Here is a 21503-nt window from a genome sequence, read left to right as displayed (position 1 = left end):
CCCCCACGACACCCCCACAACGAGAAAGCCCGTATCCATGCGTCTGTACCGGCCCCTCCTGCCGGCCGCCGCCGCGCTCGCCGTCGCCGCGGCGGGCATCGCCGCGTACCCCCACCTGTCCGGCGACGACCACGCCGCGGTCTCACGGTGGACCCCCGTCGCCCCCGTCGCCCCCGTCGCCTCCGACGTCCCCGCCGCCTCTGACGTCCCCGAAGCCCCCGTCACCTCACCGGCCACTGTGCGGGCCCGGCCCGAGCTGCCCGCCCGGCTGCCGGGGCTCGGCCCCCGGACCCGGGCACGGATACCGGCCAGCACCCGGCAGGTCGTCCTGGTCACCGGCTCCGGCAGAGATGCGGCCACCTCCCGGGCCGTGCTCTGGCAACGGGTCACCGGCGGATGGCGAGCCGGACAGGAGTGGGCCGCGCACAACGGCTACCGGGGCTGGACCGACCGGCACCACGCGGGCGATCTGCGCAGTCCCACAGGCGTGTTCGGCCTGTCCGACGCCGGCGGACGGCTGCCCGACCCCGGCACCGGGCTGCCCTACCACCGCTCCGGCGCCTTCTCGGTCTCCGGCACCGGCTTCGAGGGCGAACCGCTCAGCGGCGCCTTCGACTACGTGATCGCCATCGACTACAACCGGCAGCCCGGTACCTCACCGATGGACGGCACCCGGCCGCTGGGCGCCGACCGCGGCGGAGGGATCTGGATACACGTCGACCACGGCGGTCCCACCCACGCCTGCGTCAGCCTGTCCGAGGCACACATGCGGCAACTGCTGCGTACCCTCGACCCCGCCGACCACCCCGTCGTGGTCATGGGGGACGCGGCCTTCCTGGCCCGCTGACGGACACCCCTGTACGTGAGTGATACACAAACCGTAGGGCTCCCCCTATGGTCCGGTCACCTGACTGTTGTGCATCCTGGAAGCATGTGCATCAACATCGTCGTCGTAGACGACGACCCCGGGTTCCGCCGCATCGCCACGACCCTGCTGGCGGCACGGGGACTGCGTGTCGTGGCGGAGGCACCGGACGGCACCTCGGCCCTCGCCGCGGTGCGGGCACACCGTCCCGACGGGCTGCTGCTCGATCTGCACCTGCCCGACCTGGACGGGCTGGTCGTGGCCCGCCGGCTGGCCGAGGAGGACCACTCCCCGAGGGTCGTGCTCACCTCGACCGACAAGTCGCTGTGGTCGAAGGAGGAGTTGGACAGAGCGGGCATCGACTTCTTCGTCGCCAAGGACCGGCTGTTCGACGCCGACCTGCGAAGCATGTTCGCCCCCGCCTCGCCCTGAGCGCGGCAGGCCGCGCCCGTCGTCACTGCCCGAGGTAGCGCAGCACCGCCAGTACCCGGCGGTGGGTACCGGACGCCGACTGACTCAGCCCTAGCTTGGTGAAGATGCCGGTCACATGCCGCTCCACGGCGGCGACGCTGACGAACAGCTGCTGCGAGATACCCGTGTTGGAGTGTCCCTCGGCCATCAGCGCGAGGACCTGCCGCTCCTTCGGCGTCAGCGTCTCCAACGGATTCTGGGGGCGCTGGCGTCCCAGCAGCGCCGATATGACGTCCGGGTCGAGGGCCGAGTCGCGGGCCACGACCCGCTGGACCGCGTCGATGAGGATCTGAGGGCTCGCCACCTTCTCCTTGAGCAGGTAGCCCACGCCGCTCGGGTCGTCCCCGACCAGGTCGAGCGCGTAGGAGGCGTCGAGGAACTGGGAGAGCACGATCACGGCCGTCTCCGGCCGCGCGGCGCGGATCTTCCGTACGGCGTCCAGGCCGTCGGCCTCCAGCCTGGGCGGTATCCGGATGTCCGTGATCACCACATCGGGGTCGTGTTCCTCAGCGGCGCGCACCAGTTCGTCGACGGCGGCGACCACGTCGATCCCGGACGCGCGCAGGATGGCGGCGATGCCCTCACGGACGATCGGCTGGTCTTCTCCGAGCACCGCCCGAAGTGATTCCCTCATGAGCGCATCCTACGTAGTCATGCCGGCGTCGTGAGTCCCGTTCCGTACGGGCTCGTTGCCGCGCCGGGCGCGCCCGGCGACCCGGTCGTCTCGCCGCACGTCGGAACCTCTCCTTGGAGATCACCTACTGGGTGACCAGCGAACTCTCCCTCGACCTGGAATGCGAGTTCTCGTACGACGCCCTCGACCCGCTGGCCGTCACCCTGGTCCTGGGCCTCGACGGGGAACGGCCGGTGCGCTGGGTCTTCTGCCGGCAGCTGCTGGCCGACGGCATGGTCACCCGGGTCGGTGAGGGCGAGGTCGTGCTCTGGCCGATGCTGGACGAGGACGGTGAACGGTCCTCCTTCTGCGTACGGGTGGGGGCGGGCGACCGCGTGGCGCTGTTCGAGGTTCCCACCGATCCGGTCGGACAGTGGCTCGCCGGGACCTGGGCCATGGTGCCCCGGGTACGGAGCCCACGGGTGGCGTACGGGCCGGCCGGCTCAGTCGGGGACGGGGATCTGGATGCGCAGGGTGGTGCCGCCACCGGACGGGGAGTCGATGGACAGCTTGCCGTCGAAGGCCGCCACCCGGTCCGCGAGGCCCGTCATGCCGCGCCCACCGTTGGAGATTGTTGAGATATCAAAAAGTGTGCAGTGCAAACGCGGTCGGCAGAAGGGCTGTCCGGGAAAAGTACGTCACTCTTGACATGGCTTCTCCGTTTACCATGCACACATGGGCCTCCTGCGACGAGTACGGCGCACCTGCGCACGTCTCGACACACGTATCAGCGGCGCCGGTATCGCGGGCCGGCACCGGCCGCCCACGGTGGTCCAGGAGTTCGCGGCCCGCCGGCCCGTCGTCCTGGCCCTGTGCGCGAGTACGCCGATCGCCGTCGTCATGGCCCTCGCGGCCCGCCCGGTGCTCGGTACCGCCGATGGCGTGCTGTTCGTACTGGCCAACTGGGCGCTCGTCGCCAGTGCCTTCGCGCTCACGGGCTACGCGGAACGAGCACGTCAGCGGCGTCGGCGACGACACCGGGCGGACGGAGTGTGAACACCGCGCCGGGTAACCCTCCGCGCCAGGTGTCCCTCCATGCCGGGAGCCGCCCGGCCGACCGCTCCGTCAGGACGACCGCCGGGGTGCGGAGAGCGGCTGGAAGTGATCTCACCGGACCTTGGGACGAGGCAGTCCCCGGCGTTCCAGGTACCGGTCGGTGGCGCGGCCCGAGCGGCGCAGCAGTCGCAACCCGTCCAGTCCCTTGCCCGAGTCCATGGGCTCCAGGGCGAACCGGGTACCAGCAGCCGGCCGTCGCGACCGGCTTGGTCCGTGCGAGGACGGGCGTGCCGGAGGCATCCCGGGCGGCCAGCACCGCCGTCGGGCAGGCGGCCGGTCGCGCGGCCCCCGGCAGCAGCGGCGCGCCGCCCGGCAGGGCCGACCCCACCTGTGGCAGGGGCGGCTCCGCCGCCGGCCGCGTGAGCACCCGCTCGGGGGTGACGGTGATGACGAGCCGCAGGAAGTACCAGTCCGTCAGCCGGCGCAGCGGGCGCGCCGGGAGGGCGACGCGCCCGTCGTGGCCCAGGGTGACGAACTCACCGGTCCGGTAGGCGTCGAGCACATTCAGGGGAACTCAGTCGAGAACCGTCATCGGGCCGCTCCTTCACCGGGCGGAGTCCTGCCGGCCATCAAAAGCGGGCAGGACGCAGCCATGCCCAACAGTCGGTCGATGTCGGCGTGCACACATATGTGTGTGCAGTAAGGTAAAACACGTGTTACTTACTGGGCGCTCGCGACCCATCGCCGCCCGGAACCGCTTCTGGGGGTTGCGATGAGCACCGCCGACCGGACCGTACTCCAGGCGGGCACGTCACTGAGGCTCCAGTCTCTCGTTTCCCCGGACGGCTCCACGCCCTGGAACACCGCCCGGACGGCCCGTGCCTGCCGCCGGCCGTGGGCCGCCTTCTCGCACCGGGGGGCGTCCCCGGCGCGAGAAGGCCGTTCCGTTCGGATCTCTGGTCGTAGGTTCGGGTGCGTCGTTGGCTGTTGTGCCGGGGGCCCGGCATGCCGACTATGTGACAGGCGCTGACGTCCACGTGTGCGCGGGGACCGGCCGTAAGAGCTGAGCCGGTGTCCGTCTGTGGGTCGGTCGCGTCAGATGACCTTCTTCTCCTCGGTGACCATCACGGCCACCGAGTCCATGTCGATGAAGCGTGCTTCGTCGGGGTTGACCAGCGTCCGGTAGTTGTCGGAGGCGAAGATGGCGTCATGGTCCTCCCAGCCCTCGAACCAGATTTCCGTCAGGCCGTCGTAGGCCCGGGGCGGGTAGTTCTCGGCGGGGACCGGGTGGGACACGGTGTACTTGCGCACGTGGCTTTCCGCCTCCGGGATGGAGGTGAACAGTGGTGCATGCCGGTCCCGGTGGTGCTCGACGAAACGCTCGTACGACATTCCCTCGACACGGTTGATCATGAAGATGAGCTTCAGCATGGAGTTAACCTAAAAGCTCACATCAATGTCAGGGGCAAGTGGATCAGGAGCACGGGAGGAGTTCGGCATGCGGATCGGTGACCTGTCCGCCCGGACGGGAGCCAGCCGTCGGTCGCTGCGCTACTACGAGGAGCAGGGCCTGCTCGTCAGCTCCCGTTCGCCCAGCGGACAGCGCCACTACGAGGACGAGCACGTTCAGCGGGTGCGCCTCGTGCGGGCGTTTCTGGCGGCGGGCATGTCCAGTGGCACCATCGCCGAGATGACGCCCTGCATGGCCGAGCCGAACGAGGACCGGGCGCGGCAGGCTCTGGAGCTCATGGGCCGCGAGCGGGCCCGGCTGTCCGAGGCTATCGACGGCCTCGCCGCCGCCAGGGATGCGCTGGACGACCTTATCGAGGACAACCAGGCGTACCTGGCACGGTCGGCGGAGGACGGTTCGTGACCTGGGGACGTTCGAATCAGCGCGCGGACCCGAGAAAGAGGCCCGCGATGTGGCGCCCGGCCAGATGGATGGGCGCGGTCTTCTCGTAGCGGGTGGCGATGCCACGCCACGGCCTCAAGCGGCCGGCTGGTCCGCGTCGGCCCGGGCCGTCAGGGCGGTGAAGACGCCTGCGCCTACGGCCGCCTGGGCCGAACCGCTCGACAGCAAGACACCCGCCGCCAGGGCGCCCACGCAGGACAACGGCAAGGTGTGACTGTGCGACATGCGCAACGAGCAAGGACCCCGCACTCACCTGCGGGACCCCTCGGCTCTCCGGCTCCGGGCTCCGGTCCGGCAGTGATGCCGTACTCGGCGGTGTGCGAGGTGCACGTACGTGTGGCCGGCGGACCTACAGTTCGATGTCGACCTGTTCTACGTCGGTGAACTCCACGCCGAGGCAGTTGGCGCGGGTGTTGTCGGCGCGGACGTACATCTCGGCGAGGCCGTCGGCGGCGATGCGCTGGAGCTGCTGTTCGGTGGTGCCGGTGTCGTGGGCCTGGAAGAGGCGGTCGGCCCACTGGGGGTGAGGGCCCAGGTGATGTCGCGGATGCGGGCGTCGTCGGTGGTGCCGGGGGCGGCGGTGGAACCGAACCGGGCGCGGGTGGAGACGGCCAGGCCGTGGGAGGTGGCCGCCTTCTTCGCGCGCTCGGGCGGCATCGTCCTGTGCCACGACGGCGGCGGTGACCGCCCGCATCGTCGAGGCACTGGACACGGCACTCACGTCCCCGCGCGCCCACAGAACACGTTGCACCCCGCTGTGAGACTCGCACCGCCGCGTGACTCCACTCCTGGCGCAACAGCCTACGCAGTTTTGGACTTGCCGGTCCATTTTCTGCGTCGCACCATGGGCGAGCCGGACAGCCGCAGGGACGGGTGTCCGCCCGGAGACCGCGCCCACGTCAGGAGAGAGAACCGGTCATGGACACCGTCGAGCGTCTGAACGTCATCGAGGAACTGCGCCGTCTGATGGCCCGCTACGTCCGGTACGCGGACGAGCAGCGCTGGCCGGACCTGGCGCGGCTGTTCACCCCCGACGGCACCTTCACCCCGCACCGGCCGGACGGCTCGGTGTGGCTCCGCATGGAGGGGCGGGACCAGATCGCCGCCACCGTCGGAGCGAGCGGGGGCTCCGGCGTCACCCTGGTCCACCACCTGTTCTCCGACGAGATCGACGTCGACTCGCCGGCCGCCGCCCGCGGCGTGTGGGCGATGGAGGACATCGTCACGCGCTCCGCGGACGCCGAGGTGTCCGACACCGTGCCCTTCCGCCGGATGCACGGGTCGGGGCACTACCGCGCGCGCTTCGTGAAGGCGGACGGCGCCTGGCACATCGCCGAACTCGTGCAGACCCGGACCCGCCTGGACCTCACCGCCTGACCACCCCTCCCACGCGACGACTTCCCGGACCACCACCGCCACCACCCGAAAGGCAGCGCCGTCATGAGCGACGACACCGACTCCCGGACCCTGGAGCCGTACCGGATCGACGTCCCCCAGGACGTCCTGGACGACCTGAAGGACCGGCTGAAGCGGACACGTTTCTTCGACGACCTCGACAACGAGGACGAGTACTACGGCATCAGCACCGCCTACCTGAAGCCGATCGTCGAGTACTGGGCGGACGGCTTCGACTGGCGAGCGCAGGAGAAGCGCCTGAACTCCTTCGACCAGCACCGGGTCGAGATAGACGGCACACCCGTGCACTTCTACTACATACGTGGCAAGGGCCCGGACCCGGTTCCGCTGATCGTCCACTCCGGCTGGCCGTGGTCCAGCGGGTTCAGCCTCGGACTGATCGGCCCCCTCACCGACCCCGCCGCCCACGGCGGCGACCCGGCGGACTCCTTCGACGTCATCATCCCGGACCTGCCCGGCTTCGGCTGGTCCACCCCCGTCGGCAGGGGCGACCTCAACTACTGGAAGATCGCCGACATCACACACCGGCTGATGACCGACGTGCTGGGCTACGAGAAGTACGCCGCCGCCGGCTCCGACTACGGCGCTCTCGTCACCAGCGCTCTCGGCCACAAGTACGCCGACAGCATCATCGGCCTGCACTACGGCCAGGACCTGCCTCCCGGCCAGTTCGCGGGCGAGCGCTTCTGGGACCTGACCGACGGCGCGAAGATCCCGGCGGACGCCTCGCCGGAGCTGCGGGCGGGCCTGGAGAACCTCGTCAGCACCTACGTCTCCCACGTCGCCGTGCACATGCTGGACGGATCGACCCTCAGCCACGGCCTGAACGACTCACCCGTCGGCATGCTCGCCTGGCTGCTGCGCCGCTGGAAGAAGTGGAGCGACAAGCGCGGCGACTTCGAGGAGAACTTCCCCCTCGACTTCGTCCTCACCGAGGCCACCACCTTCTGGGTCAACCAGGCCATCGGCTCCTCGATCCGCATGTACCGCAACGCGGTGCGCCACCCCTGGGTGCCCTCCCACGACCGTACGCCCGTCGTCGAGCCGCCGGCCGGCTTCACCTTCCTCCTCGGCGACGCCTACCCGCCCGGCGTCAACACCGTCGAGGAGCGGATCGCCGCCTTCGAGAACGGCCCCACCCGTGCCGCCTTCAACGTCGTCAATGTCAACGCCCACATGAAGGGCGGCCACTTCGTCCACTACGAGAACCCCGAGGCGTTCACGGCCGACCTGCGCGAGACCTTCCGCGGGCTGCGCTGACGGCCGCCGCGGAAACTGCATGCGAACTGCCTGGTCCCCCGGACACCTGTCCGGTGGGATGGGCAACGGCCGGGAGAACACCGCCCCCCTCGTCCGGGCAGGGCGGTCCGACACGCGGGAACGGAGTCGTCTTGAACGCCGGAGCAGAGACAGCCCCGCTCACCGTCCCGCTCATAGTGACGGCCGACCGCGACGGGCCGCGCCCGTACGCCGTCCCCCATGGCGCGGGCCGGCCGGTCCGCCCCGGTCTCGTCGGGCGGGAACGCGAACTGCGCGCACTGGACGCGTTCCTGCGCGATGTCCTGGCCCACGGCGCGGCCCGTGTGGTGACCGGAACGGCCGGTTCGGGCAAGTCGGAACTGCTGGAGGCCGGTGTCGAGCAGGCGGCCGCCGCCGGACTGCGGATCCTGCGCTGCACCGGCGTCCGAGGCACCGGCACCCCGGCGCGCTCCGGCCTGTCACAGCTGATGTGGCCTCTCCTTGAGGGCCCCGCAGGCCCCGCAGGCCCCGCAGGGCCCGCACGGGCGCAGGGTCGGGACACCGCCCGGCTGGACCTGCTGGAGACCCTGCTCCTCGACAGCGACAGCGACAGCGACAGCGACAGCGACGGTGGCGGTGGCGCCGACATGGCACTGCTGTGCTTCACAGTGCTGGATGTACTGGAGTCGGCCGCGGCCGAGCAGCCGCTGCTCCTCGCCGTCGACGACTTCGACGCGCTCGACGGACCCAGCAGGGACGTCCTGTCCTTCGTCGCGCGGCGGACCGGCGGACTGCCGACGGGCGTACTCGTCACGGCCCGCCCGCACCCCGCCCGGCTGTCCTGCCTGGCCGGTCTGCCGGAGCTGGCGCTGGGCCCGCTCTCCCCCGCCCGCTCCGCCGAACTGCTCGCCACCCGGCGGCCGGGCAACGACCCGCAGGCCGTACGGGAACTGCTGGCGGCCGCGGCCGGCAACCCCCTCGCCCTCCTCGAACTCCCCGTGCCCTCCGAGGAGACCTCCCCCCACCGGCCCGTCTCCTCCGACCGGCTGGCCTCGGCGCTGGCGCCGGGCGCGGCCCGGCTCCCCGCGGCCACCCGTGACCTGCTGCTGGTGGCCGCCCTGCACCCGGCCGGTGACCTGCCGCTGCTGCTGTCGGCCGCGTCCCGGATCGAGGGCGGCGAGGTGGACTTCGCCCACCTCGAACCGGCCGAACGCGAGGGCTTGGTGGTGTGCGAGGGGGCCCGCCTGCGGTTCGCCCACCCCGCCACGGCCGGGGCCGTGGCCCACCACATCGGCCCGCGCCGCTGCCGCGCGGCGCACGCGGCCCTCGCCTCGGTGCTGGAACGGGACTCCGTCGGCCGCGCCTGGCACCTCGCCCAGGCGGCCGAGGGACCCGACCCGGAACTGGCCGCCCGGCTGGAGGCCGTGCACCGACGCGCGCTGGAACGCGGTGAGCCGGTGACGGCCGTACGGCTGCTGCGGCGCGCGGCCGACCTGTACGCCGACGGGGCGGACCGGGGCCGGTGCCTCCTGTGGGCGGCCGGCCTCGCCCACAACCTCGGCATGGCCCACCGGGCCCGGACCCTGGCCCACCGGGCCCTGCGTCACCCGCTCGGACCGCTCGGCACGCTCTGCGCGCGAGCCCTCGCACGCCGCGGGTCCGATCGCGGGACCGGTCGCGGGACCGGTCGCGGGGCTGAGTCCTGGACGGACCCCGCGGCCTGGCCCGTACCGTCCGGCGCGCGGGAAGAGGAACACGCCCTGGAACTGGCCCGGATCACCGCCCCCGCCCTCACCGGCGACGCGGAACGCACCGCGGCGCTGCTGGCCTTCCTGGACCGCATGCCGCAACGGGCGCACGACCCGCGGCTGCTGCACGCCATGGCCACGGTCAGCCCCCTCGGCCGGGCCGCAGACGTCGCCGCCGGCCTCGCCGCCGCCCGGGGCCCGCGCCTGGTCCCCGTACGCGACCTCGAACGCCTGGGGGAGGCCGCCCTGCTCACCGGCGCGCCGCTGCACGCACTGGACCTGTACCGGCAGGCGGAACGCCGCTACCGGCACCAGGGCCAGGACAGCCACGTGCCCGGACCGCTGCTGCGCCAGGCACTGGCCCACCTGCTCACCGGCGACTGGCGGCAGGCCGGGCGGGCGCTCGCGCACTGCTCAGAACAGGCCGCCCGGCACGGCGCGGACCACCACGCCGCGGCCGCGGCCCTCCTCGGGGAGCTGGTACGGGGCCTGCGGACGGGCACGGTGCCCGCCCTCACCGGCCACGACCTGGCCGCCGCCCGGCGCTCGGTGACCGCCGTGGACGACATCGTCGCCGTCGGCACCGCCTGGGCCCAGGTCGAGAGCGGTGACGCAGCCGGCGGCCACGCCGCCCTCCACCGGCTCCTGACGGACCCGGAACACAGCCGGGGCGCCGTCCTGTACGCGCTCGTCCCCTACGCGGAAGCGGCCCTCGCCGCCGACCGGACCGGCCGGGCGCGGACCGTACTGGACCACCTCGCCGCCGAACCGGTTCTGGCCGGGACCCCGCTGGTCGCCGCCGGGCTCGCGGTCGCCCGCGCGGTCCTGGCCGCGGAAGGGACCGCCGACGCCCGCCTGGCGGAGGCTCTCGCCGCGGACCTGTCCCGGCTGCCCCACTTGGAGGCGTCCCTGCGGCTGGCCCAGGGACGCCTGCTGCGACGGCGCCGGGAGTTCACCGACTCCCGGGTCGCCCTCCGCCAGGCGGCCGCCGCCTGGACCGTGACGGGCGCGGAGGCACGGGTGGCGCGCATCACCGCCGAACTCCGCGCGTCCGGGGAGCGCACCGACCCCGGCACCGAACGCGGCGACGGGCCGCACAGCGCCCACGACCTGCTCAGTCCGCAGGAACTGCGCATCGCCCGGCTGGCCGCCCGCGGTCTGTCCAACCGCCGGATCGGCGAGGACCTCGGCCTCTCCCCGCGGGCCATCGGTGCCTACCTCTACCGCGTCTTCCCCCGGCTCGGCGTCACCTCACGGACCCAGCTGACCCACGCACTGCGCGACGACCCCGCCGGGGCCGGGGCCGGGAGCGGTCCCGTCTGACGTCACCGGTCGGCGCACGGCCCCGGGAAGGCGAGGGAGCAGTGGTCGCGGATGCTGACGTCCGCGCCGTGTTCGAGTCGGCGGAAGACCCAGTCGATGGGGTCGAGCAGCCGCCCGTCGGGCGCCTCGACGACGAGCGGGACGGCTCCGGGGGCGTCCGGCTCGTGGCGCCAGCTCCCGCCGCCCTGCCGGATCAGCGTCTCGCCGACGTAGCAGCCGAACGCCACGAGGGACTCGGCCATCTCCTGCGCCGTGGCGCCGTCGCTGCGGAAGCCGTCGACGATCTCCTCCACCGTCTCGATGGCGGCGGGTCCGTAGTCCAGTTCGGCGTCGCTGATGTCGGCCGCGGCGGCGACGATGGCGGCTGCGAACCTCGGCGCGCTGTCGGGCGCCGGCGGGGCGGAAAGGTGCAGCTGCAATGCTCGTCCTCGCAAGGTTTCCGTCTCTTGGCGCCAAGGCTAACCGGGAAACGACGGCCGGTCCCGGCCACCGGGGGACAAGATTCGGTCACCACCGCCGGTGACCCGGCGGCGGGGTCGGGCGGCGGGATGGGGCGTCAGCGGCGTCGGACGTCAGCGGGTCAGGTCTTCCCACCCGGTCGGCGCCCGCCTGCCCGGTGGTCCACGAGGCGAGGATGCGCAGGGCGCCGTGGGAGGGGCTGCCGGGTTCGGCGGGCAGGACCGTCAGGCGCTGTCCGGAGCCGTCCGGGCTGGCCCAGGTGCCGCAGTCCACGGTGAGGTCGCCCACCAGGGTCCGAGGGGTGGAGGTCCAGGGCCCGGCGGCGTGGGGCCGAAGACCTGAGGCCGGGGCACCCGGTGCTAAAGTCTCTGCGCACTCTGCGGCATGGCCGGAAACACCGCCCTGGCGAGCGCGGAGGCCCGCGCCGACCGGACCGCCGGACCATGCGGACCCGCGGACCGTACGGCCGATGCGGACCGGCGGACCGTACGGCCGATGCGGACCCGCGGACCGTACGGGCGATGCGGACCGGCGGACCGTACAGACCGGCGGACCGGCGGACCGTGCGGACCCCCGTGTACGGGGTGCCACGGCGCGGAGCACCCGCCGCGACGCGCCCGGTGCGGTGTACCGGTGTGGTGCACCGGGGCGCACCCGGAGACGGACCCGTCCCCGCCGCGCCCGGACCCGGCCCGCGCGGCCTCGCCGGACGGAACCGAAGAGGGACCAGAGGGCGTGTCCAACGGCGTCGGTGGGGGAGCGGCACCGGAGGACCGGACCAGGAAGGGCGAAGGTGAGCGCGCACACGGTGCCGGACGACGCCGCGCTGATCGGCCGCGACGCCGAACTGGAACGGGTGGCCGCCCTGGCCGACGGAACCGGCGGCGTGCTCCACCTGGTCGGCGGACCCGGCACGGGCAAGACCGCCCTCCTGCGGTCCGCCGCCCGGACCGCGGCCGAACGGGGCGTACCGGTGCTGTCGACGGCCCCCGCACCGGCCGAACGGACCCTGCCCCATGCCGCCCTGCACAGCCTCCTGCGCCCCCGGCTGCCCCGGCTGCCCCGGCGCGACGGCCCGTCCGCCGCCCACCACGCCGTTCTCCGGGCCGCGTTCGGCTCCCTCACCCTCGCCGGCACACCCGCCCCCGCGGACCTGGCGGCGGCGGTTCTGGCCCTCCTCGCGGAGACCCCCGGCCCGGTCCTGCTCTGCGTCGACGACCTCGACCGGCTCGACGCGGCGAGCCGGGACACCGTGCACGCGCTGGCCCGGCTCGGCGGTGACAGCTCGGCGGCCCTGATCGTCACCGGCCGGACACGGCCGCCCGCCCCGCTCGCGCCCGGCGCCGGCACCCTCGTACTGGGACCGCTGCCCGGACCGCAGGCCCGCCGACTCGTCGCCCGCGCCGGGCGGGCCACGGCGTACGCCGAGGAGGAACTCGTCCTCGGCGTGGCCCGCGGCAACCCGCTCGCCCTCACCGAACTGTCGCCGGGGGACACGGACCTCACCGACGCGGCCGGCATCGGCATGCTGCCCGCCACACCTCGACTGGCCCGGACCTACGCCCGCGACCTGGAGGACCTCACACCCGCCGCCCGCGACACGTTGCTCGTCGCCGCGCTGAGTACCTCACCGGCCGTCTGGGATGTCCTGCGTGCCGCGGCCCGGCTGACGGGCGGCGGCGCACGGGCCCGCGCCGGACTCGACGAGGCCGTGACCCGGTGACTGATCAGCGAGAACGACCGCGAGCTGCGGTTCCGCGAACCGCTGCTGCGCGTCGCGGCACCGGGTCTGGAGTCCGGGGCACGGCGCCTGGCCGCGCACGCGGCGCTCGGCCGGACCGTCACGGACCCGGCCAGGGCCGCCTGGCACACGGCCCAGTGCACGGCCGGCGCCGACGGTGAACTCGCCGCGCGCCTGGACACCCTCGCCGACGGCCCGCACGCGGGTACGGCCGTACTGCCGGCCCTGGCCGCGCTGGAGCACGCCGCCCGTCTCTCCCCGGACGCGGAGAGCGGCGCGTACCGGCTGTTGCGCGCCGCCGAACTCGCCTGCCACCACGGTCTGGCGGAGCAGGCCCGCCGGTACGCCGTCGGCATCGACCCCGACGGGCTCGGTGCCCTCGGCCGCGCCCAGTCGCTGTGGCTGCACGACCTGCTGCCGGGCGCGTACGCGGTCGGCCGGGAACGCGTCGCGGAACTCTGCGCGGCGGCGCGCGCCGTCGCTCCCGGCCATCCCGCCCTCGCCCAGAAGCTGCTGCACGCCGCGGCCGGCCGGTGCTGGTGGCAGCGGACGCGGGCGGACGACCGCGACCTCGTCGTCCGGACCCTGGAGGACCTGCGGCCCAGACCCTTCGACGCCCGCGACCTCGCCGCACTGGCCCTCACCGATCCGCTCGCCGCCAGCCGGGAGCCGCTGCCCGCCGCCTGCGGGCGGCCCGGCGCCGAGGACCGGATGCTGCTCGGCCAGGTCACCCACCTCACCGGTGACCTCCGGCGGGCGGCCGGCCTGCTGGCGGAGGCGGAGGCAGCGGTCCGCGCCGACGGACGGCACGGACGGCTGCCGCGTATTTTGGTGGCCCGCGCGCTGGGCGAGGTGTGGCTGGGCACCGAGTGGGACACCGCGCGCGAACTGGCCGAGGAGGCCCGGACGACCGCTGAGCGCACCGGGCAGGCCGACTGGGCGGCGCGCGCCGCCGGTGTGCGCGGCGTCCTGGAGGCGCTGCGCGGCCGCCACGACGCCGCGCTGCGGTGCGCCGCCGACGTCGAGGAGGCGTCCGTGCACCTCGGGCAGAGCCGGCAGCTGAGCCTGGCCGCCCTGGCCCGTGCCTTGACTGCGTCGGGCACCGGCCGTTTCGCCGAGGCGTACGCCCAGTTGCGGGCGCTGTTCACGGAGCGGACGACGCCGTACGCCTTCGAGGAGTTCTGGGCGCTGGCCTTCCTCGTCGAGGCGGCCGGGCCGGCGGGGGAGCACGCTGACGCCGCTGCCGTGGTGGAGCGGGTCGCGGCCCGTACCCGTACCGGGCGGGCACCGCTGCTCGACCGCGTCCTGGCCTACGCCCGCGCGGTGCTCGCCGACGACGACGAGGCGGAGGCCCGCTACGCCGAGGCGCTCGGCGACGGAGCCGAGGAGTGGCCGCTGCTGTACGCGATGACCCGGTTCGCCCAGGGAGCCCGGCTGCGGCGCAGGCGGCGCCTGCTGGAGTCACGGGAGCCGCTCGCCGCCGCCGAGTCCGTCTTCCGGTCCCTGGGCGCCGTCCCCCGGGCGGGCCTGGCGGCCTCCGAACTGCGGGCGACCGGACGGAAGGAGGCGGAACCCGTCGGCGAGGGGGGAGCGGAACTGCTGACGCCGCAGCAGCTCACCATCGCCCGGCTCGCCGCCCGCGGCCTGTCCAACCCGGCCATCGCGGAACGACTGCGCCTGTCTCCGCGTACGGTGGCCTCGCACCTCTACCAGATCTTCCCCAAACTGGGCGTGACCTCGCGGGCCCAGCTCGTCGAGCACATGGGTACCTGCGACCGCGAGTAGCACCGTCGCCCCGCCCCCGGCTGCCTGTCGGGAAACCGTGGCCGGACTCGACAGCGAACCGACATGTGAACCGACATGTGAACGTGCCATGATCACAGCAGGACGGACGGCTGTCCGGGAGGCGGAGGCGGCGGATGGAGCGGAAGACCGTCGGCGCGCTGCTCCGCGAGGCACGGCAGCGCGCGCTGCTCACCCTGGAGGCCCTGGCACAGACCTCAGGTGTCAGCGTACGGGCCATCAGCGACCTGGAGCGGGGGCGGAGCGCCCCCCGGCAGAGCACGCTGAGCGAGCTGATGGACGCCCTGGACATCGACGAGGACGAACGGCGCGCCCTGCTGGACGCCGCCCGGCGCGGCGGCCGGAGCACGGCCCCGCGCGTCCCCGGGCAACTCCCCCCGGACCTGCGCGTGTTCCAGGGCCGGCAGTCGGTCATGGCACGGATGGAACACCTCACCGCCGAGGCCGGCGAACGGCCGGCACACGTGCTCATCACCGCCGTCGGCGGCATGGCCGGCGTGGGCAAGACCGCGCTGGCCGTGCACTGGGCCCACCAGGTCGCCGACCGCTACCCGGACGGCCAGCTGTACGTGAACCTGCGCGGCTTCGACCCGTCCGCCGCCCCGGCGGCGCCCGGCGAGGTCCTGGCCGGTTTCCTGAACGCGCTCGGCGTCCCCGGCCGCCGCATACCCGACGGCACCGACGCACGTGCCGCGCTGTTCCGGGAGGAGACCGACGGGCGGCGCCTGATCGTGGTGCTCGACAACGCCCGGGACTCCCGGCAGGTACGGCCCCTGCTGACCCGGTCCCCCGGCTGCCTGACCGTCGTCACCTCCCGCAACCATCTCACCGGCCTCGCCACCACCGACGGCGCCCATCTGATCGACCTCGACCTGTGGACGTACGACGAGGCCCTGGCCGCGCTCGCCGCACGGATCGGACCCGACCGGGTGGCCGCCGAACCCGGCCCGGCCGCCGAACTGGTGGAGCTGTGCGGACGCCTGCCGCTGGCCGTCGCGGTCCTCGCCGCCCACCTCGCGGCGGAACCCCGCCTGCCGCTGCGCGTGACGGTCCGTGAGGTGACCGAGGCCAGGTCGCGCCTGGACATGCTGAGCACCGACGATCCCCGTACCGACGTCCGCGCGGTCTTCTCCTGGTCCTACCGGGCGCTCGACCCGGCGGCCGCCCGCTTCTTCCGCCACCTGGCGGTCATCCCCGGGCCCGTACTGTCCGCAGAAGTGGCGGCCTCGGCGTCGGGCGTGCCGATGCCACGGGCCCGCGGCGCGCTGCGCACCCTGGTCTCGGCCGGCCTGCTCAGCCGCGACGCCGAGGGGCGCTACGTACTGCACGACCTGGTGCGGGAACACGCGTCCGATCTCCTCGACCAGGGGCCGGACGACCGACCGGCCGCCGAGTCACGGCTGTTCGACTATCTGCGGCACAACGCCCGCACGGCCGCCCGGACGCTGAACCCGCACCGCGTGGGATCGGACGGATCGGACAGCGGGCCGCCGGTGCCCGGGGCCCTCCTGCTCACCTTCGGCTCCCGCGAGGACGCCCTGGCCTGGTTCCAGCAGGAGGAGCGCACCGTCATGGCGGTGCCCGACACGGCCGGCGACCCGCGCCTGCTGCGGCTGCGCAGGGACCTCGCCCACGACTGCGTCCCCTACTTCTCCGCCCGGGGCCAGTGGGCCGACGAGATCGCCGTGCAGCGCAGGGGCCTGGACGCGGCCCTCCTGCTGGACGACCCCGTGGGCGCGGGCACCGCCGCCTCCGACCTCGCGCGCGCCCTCGCCCTCGCTGGGACGGAGCACGCCGACGAGGTCGAGGAACTGATCCGGCTCGCGGAACGCCAGCACCCGCGCATCCCACCTGTGCGCCGGGCGCACACCCTGCGCGCCACCGGCTGGATCCGCTACCACCAAGGCCGCCACGCCGAGGCCGTCGACCTCAACCGCGAGGCGCTGGAGATCTACCGGACCGTGCCGGAGCCGAACCTCGTCGCACGGCAGCTCAACGCGATCGGCTACAACCTGGCGCTCATGGGCCGCTACCGCGAGGCCGTCGCCTCGTGCCGGCAGGCCCTGCCGATCCTCCAGGAACAGGGCAACCGCTTCAGCGAGGCCGCGACCTGGGACAGTATCGGCTACGCCCTCTACCACCTGGGCGAACTGCGCGAGGCCGTCGACCACTACCGGACCTCACTGCGGCTCTACGACGACGCGCCCGACGCGTTCAACCAGGCCGAGGTACTCGATCACCTGGCCCAGGCACACGCCGGGCTGGCGGAGCCGGAAGCGGCCCACGACGCCTGGTCGCGGGCCGCCGAGCTGCTCGACACGATCGCACACCCCCGCGCCGCCGAACTGCGGGCCCGCGCACGGGACGTCGTCCCACCGACCTGATCAGGCGAGGTGCCGCTCCCACAGGTTCACATCGCCGCCGCCGGCGTCGGCGCAGCAGTACTTCACCGAGCCGTCCGGAGCACGTTCCTGGCACAGTCGATCAGCCCGGCCACGTGGCACGTGAGCTGAACGCCGTCGGCTGGTACCTCGCCCTGCTCGGCGAGACCGGTGGCCCGCGCGCCGACGAGACACGTGTCAGGGCAGCACACGCGTCGACGGCGGAACCACTGTGACAGCCACGCCCCCGGTGACGGGAGCCGCCGCCGGTGAGGGCGTCAGTCGAAGCGGGAGCTGGAAACCGGGCCCGCGGACGGCAGGCCCGCCCGGTCGTTCCGCAGCCAGGTGTCGCGGACGGCGGAGACGAAGTCGGTCAGTCGCTCGACCGGATCGGCCGGTGTCGCGCCGTCCCCCTCCTCGGGCGTGGTGTCGGCGGCCAGGATGTCCGCGGCGACCTCCTCGTCCGGCCGGCTGTCGGGCGCGCAGCGCTCCAGGTCACCGTCCTGGCCGGCGCGCAGCTGTCCCTCCCAGGGCGCCGTCGCCGACTGGTGCAGCAGGGTGACGGTGTCGGCGGTGACCGTCGGCGGGTCGGTCCAGTTGCTCGCGTGCTCGTGCAGGATCTGGCCCGGCGCCCGCTGGAGGAGCCCGCCCAGGGCCTCGGCGCCCTGCCCGGTGCCGGCCACGTCGTTCAGGTCGTACGCGACGACGACCGTGTCCTGGCGGTCGGGCGCGAAGGGCTGCGCCGGCAGGTCCAGCAGCCGGGCCGCCGCGAGGCCGAGGACGCGGCTGCCCCGGTCGGGCAGAAGGGACACCGACGTGGGGGCGGCTCCGGCGGCGTCGAGGACCGCCTTCAGCCGCACCAGTCCCCGCAGGCACTGGCCGTGGGTGTCCTGGAGCCAGGCGTACCGCCCGGTCATCCCCGCGTCGAACCCGTACGGGGACAGGGTGGTGAGCACGGTGGAGCCGATGACGTACTGCCAGCCCCGCAGATCGGCGGCGTCCAGCGGGCTCACCGCTCCGGCGGCGTCGGCCCGCTCCAGCATCCCGCGCTGACGGGCCCGCGCGGGCAGCCACCGGGCGTCCGGCGGATCGGGCAGCCGCGTGTGGTGCCGACGGGCCAGGCCGAGGTCGCCGGCCACGAGGGCGTTGAAAACGAGCAGGTAGCGGTCCGGCCAGTCGGCGAGACCGCTCTCGTGCGTGGTCAGCACGTCGACGGCCTCGCGGTGCCGGCCCTCGCGCTCGTACGCCGACACCAGTTCCCGCAGGACCGCCGCGGATTCCGGCGTCTGGCGCAGCGCCTCGCGCAGGGCGGGTATCGCCAGGTGGGGCACGCCCCGCTCGACACACGCGTACCCGAAGTCGTAGAGCGCGCGGGCCTTTCCCGGCCGGGAGGCCAGAGCGTCGGCGGCCCGGCGCAGGTCGTCGAACCCGGCTGCCCCGGCGGCCCGCGCGACCACGAGGGCGAGCTCGTCGAGCGGCAGGTCGTCGGTGCCGTGCCGCAGCCGGCGCAGGGCACCCGGGATGTCACCGTCGTCGAGGGCCTGCCAGGCCTGGAGGAGTTCGGGGGTCTTCGGGAGGCGTTTTCCGCGCGAGAACATGCCGGGGATCTTCGCCGATGTCGGCCGTCCCCCTCAACCGCAATACGCGGCGGGAACCGGGCTGCCGGAACCCGTCGGAACTCGTCGGAACACCGACGGGCCAGGGCGGAGTGGAGTGGTCGGGGCGGGCTTGACCTTGACGCTGCGTCAACCCTCCATCCTTCCGGCAGAAGGTCCTCGCGGCAGCCGCCGCCTGGAACAGCTTCACAGAGGGGGCAGACGACCATGACGGCTCAACCCATCGCCGACCCAGCGATCCGCGTGCGGGGACTCAAGAAGTCCTACGGGAAGCTCGACGTGTTGCGCGGTGTGGACTTCGACGTGGCGCGGGGCAGCATCTTCGCCCTGCTCGGCTCCAACGGGGCGGGCAAGACCACGACCGTGAGATTCCTCGCCACGCTCCTGAAGGCCGACGGGGGTACGGCGAGCGTCGATGGCTTCGACGTCGCCACGCAATCGGCGAACGTGCGGGAGTCCATCAGCCTCACCGGACAGTTCGCGGCCGTCGACGAGATCCTCAGCGGCCGCGAGAACCTCGTACTCGTCGCGCGACTGCGCCACTTGGAGAACCCGGCCGTCATCGCGGACGACCTGCTGAGGCGTTTCTCGCTGACCGACGCCGGTGCGCGGAAGGTGGCCACGTACTCGGGCGGCATGCGCCGTCGGCTGGACATCGCGATGAGTCTCATCGGCAATCCGCCGGTGATCGTCCTGGACGAGCCGACGACCGGCCTCGACCCCGAGGCGCGCATCGAGGTGTGGCAGGCCGTCAAGGAACTGGCCGAGTACGGAACGACGGTGCTGCTCACCACCCAGTACCTCAACGAGGCCGAGCAACTGGCCGACCGGATCGCGATCCTCCACCAGGGGCGGATCATCGTGAACGGCACTCTCGCCGAGCTCAAGCAGCTCTTCCCGCCCGCCACGGTCGAGTACGTCGAGAAGCAGCCGACCCTGGAGGAGATCTTCCTCGCGATCGTCGGCGGTGACGACAAGCCCCACGCCACCGGCACCGACAACTGACCACACCCACAACTGACCACACCCACAACTGACCAGGGGCACCGATGACCACGTACTACTTCAGCGACACCGCCGTACTCACGGGACGGACCCTGCGCCACGTCACACGCAGCATGGACACCATCATCACGACGGTCATCACACCGGTCGCCATGATGCTGATGTTCGTCTACGTGTTCGGCGGCGCGATCGACACCGGGTCGGTGTCGTACGTGAACTACATGCTGCCCGGCATCCTGCTCATCACGATCGCGTCGGGCATCTCCTACACCGCCTACCGCCTGTTCACCGACATGAAGAGCGGGATCTTCGAACGGTTCCAGTCCATGCCGATCGCACGGTCGGGCGTGCTGTGGGCACACGTCTTCACCTCGCTGGTCGCCAACCTGATCTCACTCGTGATCGTCGTGGGCGTCGCGCTGATCATGGGCTTCCGCACGGGGGCCGGACCGCTCGCATGGCTCGCGGTCGCCGGCATCCTGTTCCTGTTCACGCTGGCCCTGACCTGGCTCGCCGTGATTCCCGGGCTCTCGGCGACATCGGTCGAGGGCGCCGGCGCGTTCGCCTACCCGCTCATCTTCCTGCCGTTCGTCAGCTCGGCGTTCGTTCCCACGCAGACCATGCCGGGCCCGGTGCGCGCCTTCGCCGAGCACCAGCCGGTGACGTCCATCGTCAACACGATCCGCGACCTGTTCGCCCAGCGGCCGGTCGGCGACGACATCTGGACCGCTCTCGCCTGGTGCGCAGGCATCCTCGTCGTGGCGTACGTCTCCGCGATGGCCACCTATCGCCGGAAGATCGCCTGAGGCAGTCTGAGACCCATGCTCACTATCAGCCAGCTGGCGGCACACGCCGGGGTGACGGTACGGGCGGTACGCCACTACCACAAGATAGGGCTGCTGCCGGAGCCCGAACGCGACCGGTCCGGGTACCGCACCTACGGCGCGGCGGCGGTCGTGCGGCTGATCCGCATCCACACCCTGGCGGACGCGGGTGTGCCGCTGGCCCGGGTGCAGGAACTCCTCGACGCCGGCCCGGAGGAGTTCGCCGACGGCGTCCAGGAGATCGACAAGAATCTGCGCGCCGAGATCCGGCGGCTCCAGGACACCCGCAAACGCCTCGCCCGGCTCGCCGCCGGAGAGCACCTGGCGCTCCCGCGGAGCGTCGTGGACTACCTCGACCGGCTGCGCGCCATCGGCGTCCAGGAGCGGTACATCGAGATGGAACGGGACGCCTGGATCATGATCGCCGCCCAGGTGCCGCACCAGATCGACGCCGTGATCGCCAAGAAGCACGAGGAGCTGGACCACCCCGACATGGTGCGGCTCTACAGCCTCCTCAGCGAGGCACTCGACTGGCCGGTCGACGACCCGCGGATCACCGAGGTCGCCGACATCATGGAGCGCCTGATGATGCGCGCCGTCGAGGCCGGCGAGACGGGCGACGACTCCTGGGACGACCAGTTCGTCGACCTGCTGGACTCGGCCACGGTGGAGTCCTCACCGGGCGCCGAGCGGCTGATGGCGGTCCTGGAAGAACGGGGCTGGAGGGGCTGGACCCGCGTCGAACGCGTACCCGCCGGCAAGCTCGACGCCGAGCTGCCGCCCTCGGCAGGCGACTCGTGCTGAAGCAGACCGCTCACCGGGCCGAGTCCGCGCGCACCCGGCTTCCGGTGGCCGAGTCGGACGCCGACTTCACTCAGCCAGGCTGGTCATGTCCTGTTTGTCTCTCACCGAGGGGCACGGCCCGCGGATAGCGTCTGCGCACCGTGCCGGTTTCCTAGGCAGAACAGCACTTCACACGTACCAGGCACCGCTTGCGTGTGCCGGAAGTGGCGCCTGCCCGATGAGAGGAG

General features: G+C 73.0%; 20 protein-coding genes. 14 read left to right on the top strand and 6 right to left on the bottom strand.

Annotated elements, in window-relative coordinates; translation table 11 throughout:
- Positions 1-37: 37 nt before the first annotated feature.
- Together UW392_RS35300 and UW392_RS35295 are read left to right on the top strand one after the other, a co-directional pair.
- A complete protein-coding gene (locus UW392_RS35300) occupies positions 38-847 on the top strand; it encodes a L,D-transpeptidase family protein (RefSeq protein ID WP_320779291.1) in 810 nt (269 codons plus the stop codon).
- An 84-nt stretch (positions 848-931) separates the two neighbouring features.
- Positions 932-1297, top strand: a complete 366-nt coding sequence (locus tag UW392_RS35295) for a response regulator (RefSeq protein ID WP_320779290.1) — start codon at positions 932-934, stop codon at positions 1295-1297.
- Positions 1298-1319: 22 nt separating this feature from the next.
- Here UW392_RS35295 and UW392_RS35290 read toward each other — a convergent pair whose 3' ends face one another.
- Positions 1320-1970 carry a response regulator transcription factor gene (locus tag UW392_RS35290; protein WP_320779289.1) on the bottom strand — a complete coding sequence of 217 codons (651 nt, stop codon included), beginning with the start codon at positions 1968-1970 and terminating at the stop codon, positions 1320-1322.
- Positions 1971-2083: 113 nt separating this feature from the next.
- Here UW392_RS35290 and UW392_RS67105 point away from each other — a divergent pair, with 113 nt between their 5' ends.
- Both UW392_RS67105 and UW392_RS35280 read left to right on the top strand, forming a co-directional pair.
- The gene (locus tag UW392_RS67105; RefSeq protein ID WP_414496754.1) at positions 2084-2587 is read left to right on the top strand and encodes an SsgA family sporulation/cell division regulator; all 504 of its coding nucleotides are present in this window, start codon (positions 2084-2086) and stop codon (positions 2585-2587) included.
- A 97-nt stretch (positions 2588-2684) separates the two neighbouring features.
- Positions 2685-3005 (top strand): hypothetical protein, encoded by a 321-nt coding sequence (locus tag UW392_RS35280; RefSeq protein WP_320779288.1) that lies wholly within the window; start codon positions 2685-2687, stop codon positions 3003-3005.
- 1095 nt (positions 3006-4100) lie between these two features.
- Here the strand turns inward: UW392_RS35280 and UW392_RS35275 are convergent.
- Positions 4101-4436, bottom strand: coding sequence for an EthD domain-containing protein (locus UW392_RS35275; protein ID WP_320779287.1), 336 nt, complete (start codon positions 4434-4436; stop codon positions 4101-4103).
- Between the two features lie 67 nt (positions 4437-4503).
- On the opposite strand from UW392_RS35275, the gene UW392_RS35270 reads away from it, so the two are divergent.
- The gene (locus UW392_RS35270) at positions 4504-4878 is read left to right on the top strand and encodes a MerR family transcriptional regulator (RefSeq protein WP_320779286.1); all 375 of its coding nucleotides are present in this window, start codon (positions 4504-4506) and stop codon (positions 4876-4878) included.
- Between the two features lie 388 nt (positions 4879-5266).
- Here UW392_RS35270 and UW392_RS35265 read toward each other — a convergent pair whose 3' ends face one another.
- The gene (locus UW392_RS35265; protein ID WP_320779285.1) at positions 5267-5629 is read right to left on the bottom strand and encodes a hypothetical protein; all 363 of its coding nucleotides are present in this window, start codon (positions 5627-5629) and stop codon (positions 5267-5269) included.
- Positions 5630-5835: 206 nt separating this feature from the next.
- Between UW392_RS35265 and UW392_RS35260 the strand changes: the two genes are divergently transcribed.
- From UW392_RS35260 to UW392_RS35250, 3 genes are all read left to right on the top strand, one after another.
- Positions 5836-6294 (top strand): nuclear transport factor 2 family protein, encoded by a 459-nt coding sequence (locus UW392_RS35260; RefSeq protein WP_320779284.1) that lies wholly within the window; start codon positions 5836-5838, stop codon positions 6292-6294.
- A gap of 63 nt (positions 6295-6357) precedes the next feature.
- A complete protein-coding gene (locus UW392_RS35255) occupies positions 6358-7593 on the top strand; it encodes an epoxide hydrolase (protein ID WP_320779283.1) in 1236 nt (411 codons plus the stop codon).
- Between the two features lie 131 nt (positions 7594-7724).
- Positions 7725-10643 carry a helix-turn-helix transcriptional regulator gene (locus UW392_RS35250; RefSeq protein WP_320779282.1) on the top strand — a complete coding sequence of 973 codons (2919 nt, stop codon included), beginning with the start codon at positions 7725-7727 and terminating at the stop codon, positions 10641-10643.
- Between the two features lie 2 nt (positions 10644-10645).
- On the opposite strand, the gene UW392_RS35245 is transcribed toward UW392_RS35250, so the two are convergent.
- Positions 10646-11062: a DUF3806 domain-containing protein gene (locus tag UW392_RS35245; protein ID WP_320779281.1), complete on the bottom strand. Its 417-nt coding sequence runs from the start codon at positions 11060-11062 to the stop codon at positions 10646-10648.
- 88 nt (positions 11063-11150) lie between these two features.
- The gene (locus UW392_RS35240) at positions 11151-11390 is read right to left on the bottom strand and encodes a hypothetical protein (RefSeq protein WP_414496750.1); all 240 of its coding nucleotides are present in this window, start codon (positions 11388-11390) and stop codon (positions 11151-11153) included.
- 505 nt (positions 11391-11895) lie between these two features.
- On the opposite strand from UW392_RS35240, the gene UW392_RS35235 reads away from it, so the two are divergent.
- The 3 genes from UW392_RS35235 (at position 11896) to UW392_RS35225 (ending at position 17030) form a co-directional block, all read left to right on the top strand.
- On the top strand, positions 11896-12825 hold the full coding sequence (locus tag UW392_RS35235) for an ATP-binding protein (protein ID WP_320779280.1): 930 nt from the start codon (positions 11896-11898) through the stop codon (positions 12823-12825).
- Between the two features lie 306 nt (positions 12826-13131).
- Positions 13132-14628 carry a helix-turn-helix transcriptional regulator gene (locus tag UW392_RS35230; protein WP_320779279.1) on the top strand — a complete coding sequence of 499 codons (1497 nt, stop codon included), beginning with the start codon at positions 13132-13134 and terminating at the stop codon, positions 14626-14628.
- A gap of 134 nt (positions 14629-14762) precedes the next feature.
- The gene (locus UW392_RS35225; protein WP_320779278.1) at positions 14763-17030 is read left to right on the top strand and encodes an ATP-binding protein; all 2268 of its coding nucleotides are present in this window, start codon (positions 14763-14765) and stop codon (positions 17028-17030) included.
- Positions 17031-17305: 275 nt separating this feature from the next.
- Here UW392_RS35225 and UW392_RS35220 read toward each other — a convergent pair whose 3' ends face one another.
- On the bottom strand, positions 17306-18625 hold the full coding sequence (locus UW392_RS35220) for a hypothetical protein (protein WP_320779277.1): 1320 nt from the start codon (positions 18623-18625) through the stop codon (positions 17306-17308).
- A gap of 225 nt (positions 18626-18850) precedes the next feature.
- Here UW392_RS35220 and UW392_RS35215 point away from each other — a divergent pair, with 225 nt between their 5' ends.
- From UW392_RS35215 to UW392_RS35205, 3 genes are read left to right on the top strand one after another with little or no spacing between them, the layout of a single operon-like run.
- Positions 18851-19648 carry an ABC transporter ATP-binding protein gene (locus UW392_RS35215; protein ID WP_320779276.1) on the top strand — a complete coding sequence of 266 codons (798 nt, stop codon included), beginning with the start codon at positions 18851-18853 and terminating at the stop codon, positions 19646-19648.
- A 44-nt stretch (positions 19649-19692) separates the two neighbouring features.
- Entirely contained in the window at positions 19693-20454 is a 762-nt protein-coding gene (locus tag UW392_RS35210) for an ABC transporter permease (protein ID WP_320779275.1), read from the top strand.
- Positions 20455-20469: 15 nt separating this feature from the next.
- Complete coding sequence (locus UW392_RS35205) at positions 20470-21276, top strand: MerR family transcriptional regulator (RefSeq protein ID WP_320779274.1); 807 nt, start codon at positions 20470-20472, stop codon at positions 21274-21276.
- The last annotated feature ends 227 nt before the right edge of the window (positions 21277-21503 follow it).

It is taken from the genome of Streptomyces sp. CRN 30 (assembly GCF_034105845.1).
Note: the sequence above shows the minus strand (reverse complement) of the source record. Positions and strands in the feature narration are given on the sequence as shown.